General features: G+C 57.9%; 13 protein-coding genes. 6 read left to right on the top strand and 7 right to left on the bottom strand.

The window, feature by feature from the left end; translation table 11 throughout:
• Window positions 1–36 precede the first annotated feature (36 nt).
• The 5 genes from ACODTZ_RS33340 to ACODTZ_RS33320 all read left to right on the top strand — a co-directional run bounded on the left by ACODTZ_RS33340 (window position 37) and on the right by ACODTZ_RS33320 (window position 5281).
• Window positions 37–591, top strand: coding sequence for a YoaK family protein (locus ACODTZ_RS33340; RefSeq protein WP_489031275.1), 555 nt, complete (start codon window positions 37–39; stop codon window positions 589–591).
• A gap of 144 nt (window positions 592–735) precedes the next feature.
• Window positions 736–2205: a Fe-S cluster assembly protein SufB gene (sufB, locus tag ACODTZ_RS33335; protein WP_489031273.1), complete on the top strand. Its 1470-nt coding sequence runs from the start codon at window positions 736–738 to the stop codon at window positions 2203–2205.
• 52 nt (window positions 2206–2257) lie between these two features.
• A complete protein-coding gene (sufC, locus tag ACODTZ_RS33330; protein WP_489031271.1) occupies window positions 2258–3013 on the top strand; it encodes a Fe-S cluster assembly ATPase SufC in 756 nt (251 codons plus the stop codon).
• A gap of 11 nt (window positions 3014–3024) precedes the next feature.
• On the top strand, window positions 3025–4296 hold the full coding sequence (gene sufD / locus ACODTZ_RS33325) for a Fe-S cluster assembly protein SufD (RefSeq protein ID WP_489031269.1): 1272 nt from the start codon (window positions 3025–3027) through the stop codon (window positions 4294–4296).
• 61 nt (window positions 4297–4357) lie between these two features.
• Window positions 4358–5281, top strand: a complete 924-nt coding sequence (locus ACODTZ_RS33320) for a LysR substrate-binding domain-containing protein (protein ID WP_489031267.1) — start codon at window positions 4358–4360, stop codon at window positions 5279–5281.
• Between the two features lie 32 nt (window positions 5282–5313).
• On the opposite strand, the gene ACODTZ_RS33315 is transcribed toward ACODTZ_RS33320, so the two are convergent.
• The 6 genes from ACODTZ_RS33315 to ACODTZ_RS33290 all read right to left on the bottom strand — a co-directional run bounded on the left by ACODTZ_RS33315 (window position 5314) and on the right by ACODTZ_RS33290 (window position 11762).
• Complete coding sequence (locus ACODTZ_RS33315; protein ID WP_489031265.1) at window positions 5314–5826, bottom strand: Dps family protein; 513 nt, start codon at window positions 5824–5826, stop codon at window positions 5314–5316.
• A 247-nt stretch (window positions 5827–6073) separates the two neighbouring features.
• Window positions 6074–7045, bottom strand: coding sequence for a hypothetical protein (locus ACODTZ_RS33310; RefSeq protein ID WP_489031263.1), 972 nt, complete (start codon window positions 7043–7045; stop codon window positions 6074–6076).
• Window positions 7046–7084: 39 nt separating this feature from the next.
• Window positions 7085–7534: a DoxX family protein gene (locus tag ACODTZ_RS33305; RefSeq protein WP_489031261.1), complete on the bottom strand. Its 450-nt coding sequence runs from the start codon at window positions 7532–7534 to the stop codon at window positions 7085–7087.
• Window positions 7535–7573: 39 nt separating this feature from the next.
• Entirely contained in the window at window positions 7574–8788 is a 1215-nt protein-coding gene (hemA, locus tag ACODTZ_RS33300) for a 5-aminolevulinate synthase (protein WP_489031259.1), read from the bottom strand.
• Between the two features lie 211 nt (window positions 8789–8999).
• Window positions 9000–10067, bottom strand: a complete 1068-nt coding sequence (hemH, locus tag ACODTZ_RS33295) for a ferrochelatase (RefSeq protein ID WP_489031257.1) — start codon at window positions 10065–10067, stop codon at window positions 9000–9002.
• Window positions 10068–10289: 222 nt separating this feature from the next.
• Window positions 10290–11762, bottom strand: coding sequence for a catalase (locus ACODTZ_RS33290; RefSeq protein ID WP_489031255.1), 1473 nt, complete (start codon window positions 11760–11762; stop codon window positions 10290–10292).
• A gap of 401 nt (window positions 11763–12163) precedes the next feature.
• Here ACODTZ_RS33290 and ACODTZ_RS33285 point away from each other — a divergent pair, with 401 nt between their 5' ends.
• The gene (locus tag ACODTZ_RS33285) at window positions 12164–13132 is read left to right on the top strand and encodes a helix-turn-helix domain-containing protein (protein ID WP_489031253.1); all 969 of its coding nucleotides are present in this window, start codon (window positions 12164–12166) and stop codon (window positions 13130–13132) included.
• 9 nt (window positions 13133–13141) lie between these two features.
• Here the strand turns inward: ACODTZ_RS33285 and ACODTZ_RS33280 are convergent, their stop codons facing one another.
• Window positions 13142–15925 (bottom strand): winged helix-turn-helix domain-containing protein, encoded by a 2784-nt coding sequence (locus tag ACODTZ_RS33280; RefSeq protein ID WP_489031251.1) that lies wholly within the window; start codon window positions 15923–15925, stop codon window positions 13142–13144.
• Window positions 15926–16082 lie beyond the last annotated feature (157 nt).

The raw sequence follows: 16082 nt of genomic DNA, 5'->3' as shown, positions 1-16082 counted from the left end.
TCACGGATCAACTGATTTGGAAATCCCGAATCTGGTTTGGCGCGACACGCTTTAGGCATCAACGTCGCGACAGGGCAATGGTCGGAGGCCGTTCGACATCTCATGCCGATCATCGCCTTCTTTTTCGGCGTGCTAGCAGCATTCTGGGTACGAAACCTAGCTTCACCAAAGGGCGAAGAATGGATCGGCTTGATCAGCCTTGGGCTTGAAATTGCCGTCCTGCTCGCCGTTGCCTTTCTGCCGCGAGGCTTTCCGGATACACCGATCATCCTGGCGGTCTCGTTCGTGGCTTCGGTTCAGAGCTCAATCTTCACCAAGCTAGAGCAATGGTCCTATAACTCAGTGATCGCAACCGGGAATCTTCGTCGAGCCACAGAGTCGCTGTTCAACGGCTTCAGTCAGCACGGCGACAAAGCACATCTTGAGCAGTCAAGGAAATTTGCCGCCGTCTCGTTCAGCTTTTGTTGCGGCGCCGGCGGCGGCGCATTGGCGACTGCTTTTGCTGCAAACGGTGCGGCAATCGGAGCGGCCACCCTGCTGGCAATAGCGTTTGTAATGTGTGCTTACTCCTTCAACCTTCTCAGAAAGTAATTTCGAGCCTGCGGGCTTCGCGAACTGTGCCAATCCAATCTGTCGATATTATTAGGCTGTCTCTATTAATAGATTGCGCAATATGTATTTCACCTATTAATTGGCGTCTGGCATAAATCTCCCAACAGACAAGGGAGTTTAAAGATGCCAGCTGTTCAAGAGACCGTCGACCGCGTACGCGAGATCGACATAGACCAGTACAAATATGGGTTCGAGACCGTAATCGAGATGGACAAGGCTCCGCTCGGCCTCTCGGAAGACATTATCCGCTTCATATCGGCAAAGAAGAACGAGCCGGACTGGATGCTGGCAAACCGCCTGGAAGCGTACCGCCGCTGGCGTACAATGGACGAGCCCGACTGGGCGCGCATCGATTACCCCAAGGTCAACTTCGACGAAATCTACTACTACGCCGCGCCGAAGAGCACGCCTGGTCCGAAATCCATCGACGACGTCGATCCCGAACTGCTGAAGGTCTACGAGAAGCTGGGCATCCCGCTCCGGGAACAGGAAATACTTGCTGGCGTTCAGAGCTCGAAGATCGCCGTCGATGCGGTTTTCGATAGCGTTTCCGTGGTCACGACGTTCAAGGAAGAGCTGAAGAAAGCCGGCGTTATCTTCATGTCGATCTCGGAGGCAATTCGCGAACATCCGGAGCTGGTCAAAAAGTACATGGGTTCCGTCGTTCCCATGACTGACAACTACTATGCGACGCTCAACTCCGCGGTCTTCACCGACGGATCGTTCGTATTCGTACCAGAGGGCGTTCGCTGCCCTATGGAGCTGTCCACCTACTTTCGTATCAACGAGAAGGGAACGGGCCAGTTCGAGCGAACCCTGATCATCGCCGAGAAGGGGGCCTACGTTTCGTATCTGGAAGGCTGCACGGCACCGCAGCGCGACGAGAACCAGCTGCATGCGGCTGTTGTCGAGCTGGTCGCGATGGAAGACGCGGAAATCAAGTATTCAACCGTCCAGAACTGGTATCCGGGCGACTCGGAAGGAAATGGCGGCGTCTTCAATTTCGTGACGAAGCGTGGCGACTGCCGCGGGGACCGATCCAAGATCTCGTGGACCCAGGTGGAGACGGGTTCGGCCGTCACATGGAAGTATCCGTCCTGCATTCTGCGCGGCGATGAAAGCAGAGGCGAGTTCTATTCCATCGCCGTGTCGAACGGGCATCAGCAGATCGACAGCGGCACGAAGATGATCCATCTCGGCAGGAACACGTCGAGCCGTATTGTCTCGAAGGGCATCGCCGCCGGCGTCTCGCAGAATACCTACCGCGGAAAGGTCTCCGCACATCGAAAGGCCGTCAATGCGAGAAACTTCACCCAGTGTGACTCGCTTCTGATCGGTGATCGATGCGGCGCGCACACCGTGCCCTACATCGAAGCGAACAATTCCTCCGCGCAGTTCGAACACGAAGCGACGACTTCGAAGATATCGGAGGACCAGCTGTTCTACTGCCTTCAGCGCGGCATCCCCACGGAAGCTGCAATCGCTTTGATCGTCAATGGCTTCGTGAAGGAAGTCCTACAAGAGCTTCCGATGGAATTCGCCATCGAGGCCCAGAAACTTATCAGCATATCGCTCGAAGGCAGCGTCGGCTGAAGCCCGCGTCGTCGATGGCCAGCGCCGTCCCAAATAGTCAAGGAACACGAAAATGTTGGAAATCAGAAATCTGCACGCACGCATTGCCGAAGACGGCACCGAGATCATCCGCGGTCTGAACCTGACGGTCAAGGCTGGCGAGGTGGCCGCAATCATGGGGCCTAATGGCTCCGGTAAGTCGACGCTCTCCTATATCCTCTCGGGACGGGACGACTACGAAGTCACGGAAGGCGACATCCTCTATAACGGCGAAAGCATCCTGGAATTCGACGCCGCAGAGCGTGCGGCAAAGGGTGTTTTCCTTGCCTTCCAGTATCCGGTGGAAATCCCGGGCGTCGCCACGATGCAGTTCCTGAAGGTCGCAATGAACGAGCAGCGCAAGTCGCGCGGCGAGGAGGAGCTGTCCACGCCGGAATTCATGCGCCGAGTGAAGCAGGCGGCCGAGAAATTGCAGATCAACACGGACATGTTGAAGAGGCCCCTGAACGTTGGCTTCTCCGGCGGCGAAAAGAAGCGGGCTGAAATCCTGCAGATGGCGCTCCTGCAGCCGAAGCTCTGCATCCTCGACGAGACCGACTCCGGCCTGGACATCGACGCACTGAAAATCGTCTCCAATGGTGTCAACGCCCTGCGCTCGCCGGATCGCGCGACGATCGTCATCACGCACTACCAGCGCCTGCTGGACTATATCGTGCCCGACACGGTCCATGTTCTCTACAAGGGACAGGTCATCAAGACGGGCAACAAGAACCTCGCACATGAGCTGGAAGCCCATGGCTATGCCGATGTCATCGGCGCCGCTGCTTAAGGAGCGATAACATGAATATGCAGATCAGACCGCAGGTCACCGGAGCCGAAAGGGCTCTGGTGGACGCATTCAATCACCAAGCCGTCATGACCGTCGAGAGTGCCGATGTTTCCCAGGCCCGACGGACTTTGTTCGGCGAAATTGTCCAAAATGGCTTTCCCACCCGCAGGAGCGAATCCTGGCACTATACGGACTTGAAGAGGTTGCTGACGGTCATTCCGCCTGTCGCCGTCGAGGCCGTGCCAATCCTGGCTCCGCTGGTCGAAGGGTCGAGCTCATTTTCCATCTTCGGCGACCGGACCTTCGAGATCGGTATCAGCAACGAGATGGAGAGCGAGCCGCTCCAGACCGAGCTTCTCGATGGTTCTGCAAGCGGTTCCCTGTTCGCGATCGGCGACGACGACTTCATCGGGCAGGTCAACGGCAGCTTCGCAGGCAGCGGACAGACCATCTGGATCGAGGACTACACCAGGCTGACGGCCCCCATCGAGCTCCAGCATCAGCATGGAGGCGGGAGCTTTCACGCACGGACCCGTGTCGAGGTCGGCCGCGGCGCGCATGCCACCATTCTCGAACGCCACGCCAACGTTTCGGACGCCGATGCTTTCGTCACTACTGTGAGCGAGCTCAGGGTTCAGGAAGAGGCGGAAGTCGTCTGGGTCGTTCTCCAGCAACAGGGCGATAGGGATAGCCATCTGGCGCAGCTGCGCGTCGACCTTGGCAAGAATGCCAAGTTGACGATCTATGTGGTCAACGCCGGCGGAAAGCTTGTCAGACAGGAACTGCGGGTTCGAGTCGGCGGGCAGGGCGCAGATCTGCAGGTACGCGGTATCAATCTGTTGGCGGGCGACTCGCATTGCGATACCACGCTGATGCTCGACCACGCGGTTCCCAATACCACATCGATCGAGATCAACCGAAGCGTTGTCCTGGACAAGGCTCACGGGGTTTTCCAGGGTATGGTCCGCGTCGCCCCGGACGCGCAGAAGACAAACGCAAAGATGTCCTGCAATACACTTCTGTTGTCGGACGACGCCCAGTTCTCGGCCAAACCCGAGCTTGAAATCTTTGCTGACGACGTGCAATGCGGCCATGGAGCTACCGTGTCAGACATCGATGCAAACCACCTCTACTACCTTATGGCCCGCGGAATTCCGGAACGGAAGGCTAGGGCGCTTCTCGTACACGGCTTCGTCGCTGAAATGCTTGACGAACTGAAGGGCGAGGAGATTGGCGAGCGGCTGTCAGAGGTGGTTGAAAACTGGCTCTCGCGCCATGCATAGGGTATCCCTGCCTCGGCCTTCGGTCCTTCGGCCGATGCAGGGACTTCAAGGAGTATACAGGATGGCGCCGAATTCCATGAGCACTGGGAGTCTTTCGCTGAGAGACTTGGAGTACGTTGTCGCCATCGCCGACGAAGGGAGCTTCGTCAAGGCCGCAGACCGGTGCAACGTCTCTCAGCCATCGCTGTCGACGCAAGTCCGGAAGCTGGAAGACTTACTGGGTGTGTCCCTGTTCGAACGAACAACTCGCCGGGTACTGATCACTAAGCGAGGGCAGGCTTTCATCGAGCAGGCCAGGCGCGTGCTGGCGGAGGCCCGCACGATGTTGAACCTCACCAAGCAGACGTCCGAGCCTTTCACGGGCCCACTGCATCTTTCGGCCATCGCCACACTCGGCCCCTACTTGTTTCCTCGCGTTCTGCCTGATCTACGAAGAACGTATCCTGGTCTGTCGCTCGTTCTGGGCGAGGGGCTGACAGCCGATCTTCTGGCAAAGCTCGAGGACGGAGAGGTGGACGCGATACTGGTGTCGTTGCCACAAAACGAAAGCTGGATGGATTCCCGAGCACTTTTCCAGGAGCCATTTCTCATGGCGTCGCCTGCAGACAGGCCCGCGATTCGTAACGGTGGACAGACTTGGGAGACGATGCCCGCCAGCGAGCGCTTGCTGATGGAGGAGGGGCATTGCTTGCGTCAACAGGCCCTGGAGGCATGTGCGTTTACCGAACGCTCGAACCGCCATGGCACCAGTCTCGAAACGCTGAAATACATGGTGGCGGCTGGTGAGGGCTCGACGCTTGTGCCCAAGCTAGCCACTGCGAAAGCCGATCCGATTTCGTATTCGCCGCTCCCCGTCGACGTCTATTCGAGGACGATCGGGCTCGCCTGGCGGCGTAGCGACCCGAGGGGCGACCAATTCGAGGCGATCGCACAGACGCTATCCGGGATCGCCATGGATCTGAATCTTGGTCTCATAGCCGTTTAGGCGGGTCGCGAACGCAGCCCGCCTAAACGATATCATGCCTGGGACATTTCGAAGAGGAACCAGAGGCGTTCTTCGCCCTCGTCGATCCAGCCCTCAAGGATGCCGACGCTGGCGACGTCGCCATGATCGTCGCAAACCGAACGGGCGTCGCGAAGGGCCTGAACCAAGGCTTTGTTGTCTTCGAGAAGTTCGGTGAGCATCGCCTGCGGCGACATATGGTTCTCGTCGTTATCCGCAATGCGGGTCAGGCTTGCGATGTGGCCGATGGAGCGTAGGGTTGTGCCACCCACCTTCCTCACCCGCTCCGCAAGTTGATCCGTAGTCGCGAAGATCTCGGCACCCTGCGCGTCAAGCATCAGGTGATAGTCACGGAAGTGGGGGCCGCTGATATGCCAATGGAAGTTCTTCGTCTTCACATAGAGGGCGAACATGTCGGAAAGGAGCTGCGTCAAAGCTCCGGAGATCTGGCGAACCGCTTCGTCCGGGAAGCTCGAGTAGGTGCGGGCGCGGGCGGCAGGCCTTGCGGCGACTGCGGTGTCGGTCATAGCGATCTCCAATCGTCTGTCTGAAATTTCCGGTTTTACGATAGGCGGCCGGAAGCTCGCGACTAAGCGCCAGACACAAGGTGCCTTAACGGCATCCGACCGCCGTTTGCCTCTCGACGCTATGATCCTGGCTCTGATGCCGATTGTACGAAGCTGCGGTCCTTATAACATGATCACCGCAATCCGATTTTGATCGATGGAATAAGCTATGATGTGCGCGCACGCAGTCGCCGCTATGCATGGGTTCTCAGGCTTGCCGGACCGACACCACCGAGTTTCGCGCCAGATTCGTCATACATCCCGGCGATATCACCGAGAACCCGTCGACTTGATTTGTCGACCGTTTCCGAAGCCCCAGCCTTAGCTCGCGCTGCCGCGCGAAGGTGAAATCCTTTGTCGCGCTGACGGGCCTGCGGTCGCTTGAGAGCATCTCGTATTCGTCGATGTACTGGATCGGCAGCGCCGCGTACTGCCAAGTCGGGTGACTTCGCTGAATTGCTGTCGCCAGCCGCTCGTCGAACTCCTCCGGGTTCCAGATAACGATACATGTATCGACGCCAGTTCCGCCTTCCGCGAATTCTCCGATGAGGCGAAGGTCCAATTCCGTGGACCATGAGGACAGCCAGTACGGCATAGAAGTCCGAGTGTAGCGGAGGTCGCTTAAGGGGGTGATCGCCTCGCTCGTGGGACCAACCACGCTGACGGTCTGCCCCGGAGAGGACTTGTGGCGCCGAAGCTCGTCGTCCTTTCTGGCCCCGTTGAGGGCGGCATTATCGAATCCTTGCGCCGTTCCGAACCAGATCTCACCCTCGGAAAGAGTTCTCGCGAGATAGCGACGCTCGCCGACCCGGGCCCAATGATTGGATCTCGTCGCGCTGGCGTTGGTCAGCTCCGGAATAAGAGGGATGGGATCAGGAACGTCGGGCAGCTCGATCCCGGCTATCTCCCGCCGCCCAAGTTCCTGCTCGGTCTGGAAAAGCATCCTGAGCCACCACCACGAGCAGTTATGCCCCGCCTTTGTCGATTCCCCATCGCGGGTGGGGTTGACGAGCCAGACGATCGACGACGCGATCTCGCGGTAGCGTTTGACGAGTGCACCAGCATCGAGGTTCCTCAACTTCAAGGTCTGAGCATCGATGAGCGTCCACAGTTCGGTATCAAATGCCTTGTTGCCTCGTCTCTCTTCGACAAGGGCCGTCAATTTTTTCCTGGTGTCCAATTTCAGCCTCTTTACGCGCGCGCGATGTCGTCGCTGGAGCTACCACTTCGGACCCCACGCCCTCTGTTTGATGTCGTACCAAGCTACGAGGAAAAAAGCTCCCACCAGGCCGATATGCTCGAAAAATGCACTTGTCTCCGCGAGGCGCCCGCTTCCTGATGGCAGCTCCCAGTAGCGGAACGCGAGGAACGTCACCATGAGTGTGTACGTCGACAGAATCGCCGCCCCGACCCAACGCAGCCAGCCAAACACCACCATCGCCGACGCCACCAGCTGGAAGCCAATAATGACAGCAGCCATAACTGGCGCTGGCGACAGGCCAAAGCGGGTCATTTCGATGACCGCACCTTCGAAATCGAAGAGCCTAGCGATCGCAGCATGCAGATAGGCGGCGCATAGCGCGGACAGTGCGACCGTCAGGAAGGAGCGGCTTATGACCTTCTCGTCCGTCAATGTCTTTGGTCGATTGATGTAGGTGATCTGAGTCATGCGGCTCTCCTTTGTGCAGAGCACCCTCGTGATGGCGTTTCAGGCGACTTTTCGTGCCAAGGCACAGCGTGACCAGAGCGATCCAAGCGCGCGGCCGAGATGCTCGATATCCACGTCACAATGCACGGGGGTCGGCGTTATGCGCAGTCTCTCGGTGCCTTTGGGAACGGTGGGGTGATTTATCGGCTGCACATAGACGCCGAAGCTGTCGAGTAAGACGTCAGAGATCCACTTGCACTTCGAAGCGTCCCCGACCATGACGGGAACGATATGGCTCTGGTTCCTCAAATGCGGGATGCCAGACGCATCCAACATCGTCCGCGTCCTTCTGACCCTGTCTTGGTGACGATGGCGCTCGAAGGTGCTCCCCTTCAAATGTCGAATGGCGGCCGTTGCTCCCGCAGCGACAGCGGGCGGCAGAGCCGTCGAGAATATGAACCCCGATGCAAACGATCGCACGAAATCGCACAGGGCAGCCGACGCTGCGATATATCCGCCCATAACACCGAACGCCTTCCCAAGAGTGCCTTCGATGATTGTCAGGCGTTCCATGAGCCCGTCTCGTTCGGCAATGCCGCCGCCTCTTGGGCCGTACATGCCGACAGCATGGACCTCGTCGAGGTATGTCATCGCTCCGTATCTATCGGCCAGATCGCAGATCTCCTTGATCGGCGCGATGTCTCCGTCCATCGAATACACGGACTCGAAGGCTATAAGTTTCGGCGCATTGGGATCGGCTGCTGCCAGCTTCGCTTCGAGGTCGCCAAGGTCGTTGTGACGCCAGACCACCTTCGGACACTTCGCATAGCGGATGCCTTCGATCATCGAAGCGTGGTTCAATTCGTCAGAGAAGATGATCAGGTTGGGTATCCGGGCACCAAGTGTGCCAAGTGTCGCCCAATTGGAGATATACCCAGACGTGAATACGAGCGCGGCCTCCTTTGCGTGTAGGTCGGCCAGTTCCCGCTCGAGGAGGACATGATAGTGCGTCGTGCCGGATATATTCCGCGTCCCGCCGGCTCCTCCGCCGCAATGGTCGATGGCGTCTTTCATTGCTTCCACGACGACCGGGTGTTGACCCATCCCAAGGTAGTCGTTCGAACACCACACGGTAACCTGCTGCGGGCCATCGGGGCCATAGCGTGTCGCTCGGGGAAAGCTTCCGCGCTGACGTTCGAGGTCGGCGAATACCCGGTAGTTTCCAGCATTCCGGAGCTTGTCGAGCTCGTTGTTGAAAAATCGTTCGAAGTCCATGGCAGGCGTCCGTTGACTGGGCCTCGTGGCCGATTGTGTATGTCGGGGTGGACCTCGCCATTGAAGAGCCGATGGACCACCAGGATTAGGTCGGATACGTGCGAGTGCTTGCTGACAGTGGTGCTTTGCTTGGATTTAGAGCGGCAAAACCTTCTCCGGTCTTGTTACAAACCGGAGAATTTTTGTACGCTGTTTCCGCCACACACCACTGTCAGAGCCATCCGGCCAGTTCGCGCCGCACTACCGCGTCGATCACCGCCATCCCTGCTGCGGTATCGTTCAGGCAATCGATCCGCACGAACTGCTCGCCGCCGCCATCGAGGAAGTACTGGCAGTTCTCAATGCCGATCTCCTCGATCGTCTCGAGACAATCCGCGGAGAAGCCCGGAGTAATGACCGCCAAGCGCTTGACGCCCTTGGCCGCGAGACTTTTTATCGTGGCATCGGTGTATGGCTGTAGCCATTCGGCAGGACCGAACCTGGATTGGAATGTTACGAGCAGCTGGTGGTTGCGCAGGTTCAAGCGCCTCCTCAGCAGATTTCCGGTTTGGATGCATTGGTCATAGTACGGATCGCCCTTGCTGTGCGTGTCCTTCGGCATTCCATGGAAGGACGCAATGATGACTTCTGGATCGATCTGAGCCTGCGCTAGGCGGGTCTCGATCGACTGCGCGAGAGCTTCGATGTAGTCGTCATCGTCGTAGTACGCAGGCGCGACCCGCAGGACAGGCTGATGTCTCAACTTCGCCAGGGTCTCGAAAGCCTTGTCACAGGCAGTCGCGGAAGTGGCGGCTGAATACTGGGGATACAGAGGCACCAGCAAAATTCGGTCGCAGCCGGCATCGACGAGGTTCCGGATCGCGAATTCCAGCGAAGGATTGCCGTAACGCATGCCCCACTCGACCATAACCTCCATTTGTCCGGGTTCGTAGCTATCGAGGAGGGACTTGCGGAGCTGTGATGCCTGGTTACGGGTTGTGGTCTTCAGCGGGCTCTCGTTTTGCTCGAAGTTCCAGATCGTTTCATAGTCGCGCCCCTTCCTTTTTGGGCGGGTCGTCAGTACCACCCCATGTAGAATAAGCATCCAGAGCCACCGGGGTGTCTCGATAACACGTCTATCGGACAGGAATTCGCGCAGGTAACGGCGCATCGACCAGTAATCGGTGGCGTCGGGCGTCCCAAGATTGCTCAGGACGATGCCGATCTTGCCCTGCGGCATCTGCCGCTGTCTCGGCTGTATACGGCTGATGGGAAAATTGACCACGTTCAGGGTTTCCATCGTTTCTCTCCGTGTGCTGTGCACACCTGGTGTCGGCCGAGCATGTCGCAGCGGAGCCGCCGCGCGAGGCGCCGTGGTACGGTAGGCGTTCGAACTCTGCCGAAATGAATTCCGTGACCGCCCTGGGGTTGGCGTCTGGGAGGGGTACAGATTGCCAGCGGGGTAGGGCGGTCACGGTTGGTAAAGCCCCCGCCGGATGGCGAAGGCAATCACTCGCTGGCGCTATTCGCTGGCTTCCGAGTATTCAAATGTCTCAAGGCCGCGGATCTTGGCCACAGCGTTGGCGACGCCCCTGCCATAGGCCTCATCGGCCTTCGAGCAGTTGTCGATGTGTCGCTGGATAGTGCGATCCGTCGCCCCGTTGATGGCGCGTGCGGTATTATCGAACAGAACCTGCTGCTGTGCCGGGCTCATCATCCTGAAGAGGTTTCCGGGCTGGGAATAGTAGTCGGTGTCGAGACGGTGGTCGTAACGGGCGGCATTGCCGTCGATTTTCATCGGCGGTTCGGAGAAGTCGGGCTGAGCCTGCCATTCGCCGTAGCCGTTGGGTTCATACGACCTACGGCGCCCGCCGTTGCCGTCCACACGCATCGCGCCATCGCGGTGGTAGCTGTGATACGGGCACTTGGGCGCGTTGACCGGAATCTGCGAGTAATTCACTCCGAGACGATATCGCTGGGTGTCTCCGTATGAAAACAGGCGGCCTTGGAGCAGCTTGTCCGGGGAGAAGCCGATTCCGGGCACCACCGAGCTTGGTGCGAAAGCGGCCTGCTCGATTTCCGCGAAAAAGTTCTCGGGGTTCCGGTTCAGCTCGAACTCGCCTACCTCGATGAGAGGGTAGTCCTTCTTCGGCCAGACCTTGGTGATGTCGAACGGGTTCAAGTGATAGGTATCAGCCTCGATTTCCGGCATGATCTGGACAAACAGGGTCCATTTCGGGAAGTTCCCCGCCTCAATGTTGTCGAACAGGTCGCGCTGGCTGCTCTCGCGGTCGGTGCCGATCAGGGCCGTCGACTCTGCATCGGTCATTGTCTCGATGCCTTGCTGGGTCCTGAAGTGGAACTTGACCCAGAAGCGTTCGTTCGAGGCGCTGATGAAGCTGAACGTGTGGCTGCCGAACCCGTGCATGTGACGCCAGCTCTTTGGGATGCCGCGATCGCTCATGATGATCGTTACCTGGTGCAGCGCCTCAGGGAGGTGTGTCCAGTAATCCCAGTTGTTCTCGGCAGAGCGCATACCCGTACGGGGGTCACGCTTGACGGCATGGTTCAGATCCGGGAACTTGAGGGGATCGCGGATAAAGAACACAGGAGTGTTGTTCCCGACGATGTCCCAGTTGCCTTCCTCGGTGTAGAACTTCATCGCGAAGCCGCGGATGTCGCGTTCGGCGTCTGCTGCTCCGCGTTCTCCAGCAACCGTCGAGAAACGCACCATCATTTCGGTCTTCTTGCCGACCTCGGAAAATATCTTCGCGCGAGTGAAGCGGGTGATATCGTGCGTGACGGTGAAAGTCCCAAATGCGCCAGCACCCTTGGCATGCATCCGGCGCTCGGGAATGACTTCACGGTCGAAATGGGCAAGCTTCTCCAGCAGCCACACGTCCTGAAGAAGGGCGGGACCACGCGGGCCAGCGGTAATGATATTGTTGTCGTCGACGACCGGAGCGCCGAATGCTGTCGTGAGTTTGTTGCTCATCTCATCCTCCAATGGGGGTGACGGTCCTGCGACCGACCAGGCCTCGTGGGCTGGCGATGATTGATCTACGCTTTTCGCGTTCGGGTTAGAAAGACATATACCAAATCGAATTAATAGGATGGAACTAATAATTTCCGGAATCTATTTTTATTGATGAATAAATGCGACGCCTTTTGGTGATGCTTCCCGATGTTGGGGCAGCCGCCAACCAGAAGATCGCGTGCAATTGCAGGTGTCGGAGCCGTGAACTGTCGACACGCTGGCATTGGTGATTTTAACGGCGCGTCTAATTTTTAAACACTCAGCGCGCCGTTTTAACAGTTTTTAACACCTGGTAACTTGGCCAACCGACCCCTTTTTCGCAGGCTACCCCTCAATTAATGGGGATGGCGAAGATGGGAATGGCATTGCGTGCCAGCACTGATGGAATGGGTCGCCTCAAGGCGGCTCCACATGGCCCGTCATCCTTCCGGGACGTTTCGGGCATATCGCACCGTCGCGAGGAAAAGTTCAAGATTGTCGAGGGCGGACGACTGGTCCAGCAGCATCGGCGAAACTGGACCAACGCAAACGCCACCGTCTACGATATCGAGTGCGAAAATGCCCTCAACATCGATTTCAATCCAGTTCGGCCCATGATCCTCTGGGCCGCCGAAGAAATCGGTGGCAGGTTGGAAGTCGTATCCGCCCCACAGATTGCGCTTGCCGATAGGGGAAGATCGAAGACAGAACCGATGAGCGTCATACCGGGTGGGTTCAAGGCAAGAGCCCGGAGCCACTCAATGCGCTACTGCAGACTTTTCTCGCTGGATCTGGAGGAGAAACACCTTGGCGCGTTCGTAAGGGCTGGCGTAGCGAGCAATGAAAAAGTGTCGCCACGCCTGATGTTCCTCGACACACGCATGGCAAAAATATGCCAGCTCCTGATCCAGGAATGCGTCGAAAGTCAATCCAACGGGATTGGCTATTCCGACAATCTAGTCAATGCTTTACTTCTAGCTCTTGCCAATCTGACAGAAGTCGAAGACGCTCCGGCCAATCTCGGCGGTCTCGCGCCCTGGCAACTTCGTCGTGTTCAACGCTATATGCTCGAAAACATGACGCGGCGCGTGGGCAGCGGCGAGCTGGCGGAACTCGCCCAGCTGTCGGTCACGCACTTCCATCGGGCTTTCAAGACCTCGGTGGGATGCGCGCCGCACCAATGGCTGATCAGCGCTAGGATCGAGGAGGCCAAGAAGCTTCTGGTATCCGGCGAATCTGCCATAGCCGAAATCGCGCTTTCGTTGGGATTTTGCGACCAGGCCCATTTCACACGGCTATTCACCAAGGGGGTCGGGGCGACGCCTTTGGCTTGGAAGAACTCCCTTTGACCGCTACGGTCAACACATCTCCAAGAGCGATGTCGCCCGCCTGTAGTCTACGCTGCCAAACCCTTCAGTCAGATCCGGAAGGACTGCTTCGATCGCCGCCCTGGCTTGCTGATGCTGTCCGGTGTTCAGGTGGAGCCGAGCAAAGCTGATCGCCGTCCGCAGCTGCCATGCCTTCGCTCCTTGAACGAGAGCGAGTTCCCGGCTCTGTCCAAATAGTTTTAGAGCGCTGTCGAAGTTTCCCTTCCGAGCTTCGATCTCTCCCGTAGCCCTGATCAATTCGGGCTTGCTCCAGCTAAGTTCCGACCTGCGTGGCCTTCTGATCATCCACTCTTCGGTGAAGCCGTCACCAAGGACCGACATGAAGTCGAGTTGGACACCGCGGACCCAGTGCGTTTGATCGTCTGCGCGCAAGTTGATGCTATCGATCACTTCTGCGCTCATTGGCTGCATTTTAAGCTTGTAGTATTTCGCGTAACTCCCCCAAGCAGCTAGGGAATGACGTTCCGTCAACATAAGCAGTTCGTCTACCAGAGGCATTGCGGCTGAACTGCCGTATGTCATGAAAATCAGCGGACAGGCGTATGCGGCGAGTAATTGGCAATAGGATACTGCATTGTTCATGACACGGGCATCAGCGACACACTCGCCGATTTCGGACATTGCCCGATCGGTCTTGCCCATCAGCCATTCGCATAGGCAGTGCGCCGCTCTCAACACGACTTGGTGTTGATCGTAGCTTGAGCCCGCATTGCGAACATCCTGACGCGCGTCGAAATTTCCCATAGCCGCCCTGAAATGCATGTCGCACTGTTCCAGTTCGCCTGCGAAGAGAGAGCTGTGGGCGAGGGTCCTGTGTTCTACGAAGCTGCCGGGCCCACCGGGAATGTGTTTGAAGCGCTCACCTAACCGAAGGGCGAGATCATACTCACCTTCACTGAAATGCGCAGGTCCCAGCGCCGATGTGGCCCTCATCTCCAACGCCGAGTCGCCGACCCTTCGTGCAATGTCGGCCGCCTTCAAGAGAGCTTGTCGCGCCCCGCTTTCCGGAACGTTGCCGCGCATGTGCCACAGTACCAATCCGAGCGAGCAATAGAGGCTTGCATCAAGGCGCTCGTCCTCGACGTTGCGATTCAGTTCGATGGCGAAATCAAGCAGATCACGGTATTCCGATATCAGCCCGACGGTCAGGAAGAGTATTGCACCTGAAACTATGAGTCTGATCGCGAGGTGTGCGTCGCCTTGGGGCGATCCGGCCCAGCGAATAGCTCGTCGAACGTCCGCGATTTTATGCCCGTACATCTCTCGCCAGCTGGGCCCGGCTCCATACGGCCAGTTGACCTCGGCTTCCTGCAAGACTGCAATGCAATCCAACGCATGTCGACGTGAGACCTCGTTCGTCAACTCTGTCTCATCGAGCCTTCCCTTTGCGAATTCGCGCGTCATCTCCAGCATTCGAAAATGCTGCTCGTCGCCGATAATGAGAGTCGATAGAACCGATTTCGACGCGAGGCCTGCGATGTGTCGTGCTATCGTGGTGCCATCGTCCCCGTCGCGGCTTGCCACTCGAACGGCTGAGGTCAGTGTGAAGCTATCGGAAAATACGGATAGCGACTCCAGAATTGTGCGCTCGTGAGCTTCCATGAGGGCATAGCTCCACTCGATCGTGGCCCTCAGGGTCTGATGCTTCGGTAGTGCCGTCCGCCGCCCGTTCGTCAAAAGCGAGAAGCTATCGCCCATCTTGGCCGCCAGATCGACGAGCCCGAACTCATGTACGCGCGACGCGGCGAACTCGATCGCCAATGGTATGCCGTCGAGCCTGCGACAGAGTTCGGCGACTATCGACGCGTTGTCTTCCTCGAGAGCGAACCCGGAGACATTCGTCCTAACTTTATGGATGAAGAGCTCGACAGCGGGATTCTGCGAGACGGTAGCGAGTGATACCTCATCCAGGGCGGAGGGTGTCGGCAAGGGTTCCAGCGCATGGACAGTTTGACCACGGACCTGGAGCAGCTCTCTGCTGGTGGCCAGCACGGTGGTTTGCTGAGTGGATGCGAGAACCGAGCCGATCGCATGGGATGCCTCGCTGAGCAGATGCTCGCAATTGTCCAATATTAGTAGGCTCTGGGTGCCCTGAAGGTGCGAAATCACTTTGGAAAGCGGGTCAGCGGCGCGTACGCCGATGTCCAGAGCAATCGCGATGTTGGTGGCAATAAGGTCAGGACGATCGATGGCCGCGAGGTCGACCCAGTACACGCCATCGGGAAAATCAGCTGCGGCCTCCGCCGCAGCGGCTTTCGAGACCGTTGTCTTCCCGACGCCCGCGAAACCGATGACGGTTACAAAACGGTTCTCACGAATTTTCTGAGCGAGCGAGGCGATCTCCTGATCCCGTCCGATTATCTTCGCTATGGGAGCTGGCGCAGAGTGTCTGGGGCGCAAGACGCTACCAGCCGGCCGAATTACGCTTTCGGTCTCGGTTCGGCTCATCTCGCCTTCGAACAGATATCCTTCACCGGGCACAGTCGCTATGAATTCGGTATCAGGGAATGCTTGCCGCAGGGCCTTCCTGAGGCCTGACACGTGAATTCGCAGGGAACTCTCGTAGACGTGCCGTCCTTGCCAAACGACTTCAGAGAGCTTTGCCTGTGCGACGACCTCTCCAGCGCGCTCGATCAGCGCGACCAGGATGTCGAACTCGCGCGTCCCGAGGACGATCAGCTTCCCCGAAGTCTCGAGCCGCCGCCTTAAGGGAAGAAGGCGGAAGGGACCGAATTCGAAAATGACTTCCTTCATTGCCATCCGTTTTGCGGTCGCAAGTTAAAAACTGCCGCGTACTCGCTGATAGGTCTGCCTTGATTCTTATTGGCTCAGAAACTGTCAAGCTTATTGGCAGCCTTCTTGGTCTGCTGCGATGACAATTTCGTCGCCCGGCCGCAGTCTCGTTCGATTG

The organism is Rhizobium sp. FG113 (assembly GCF_057809895.1).
The sequence above is the reverse complement of the archived record's forward strand: the minus strand, read 5'-3'. Positions and strand labels throughout refer to the sequence as shown.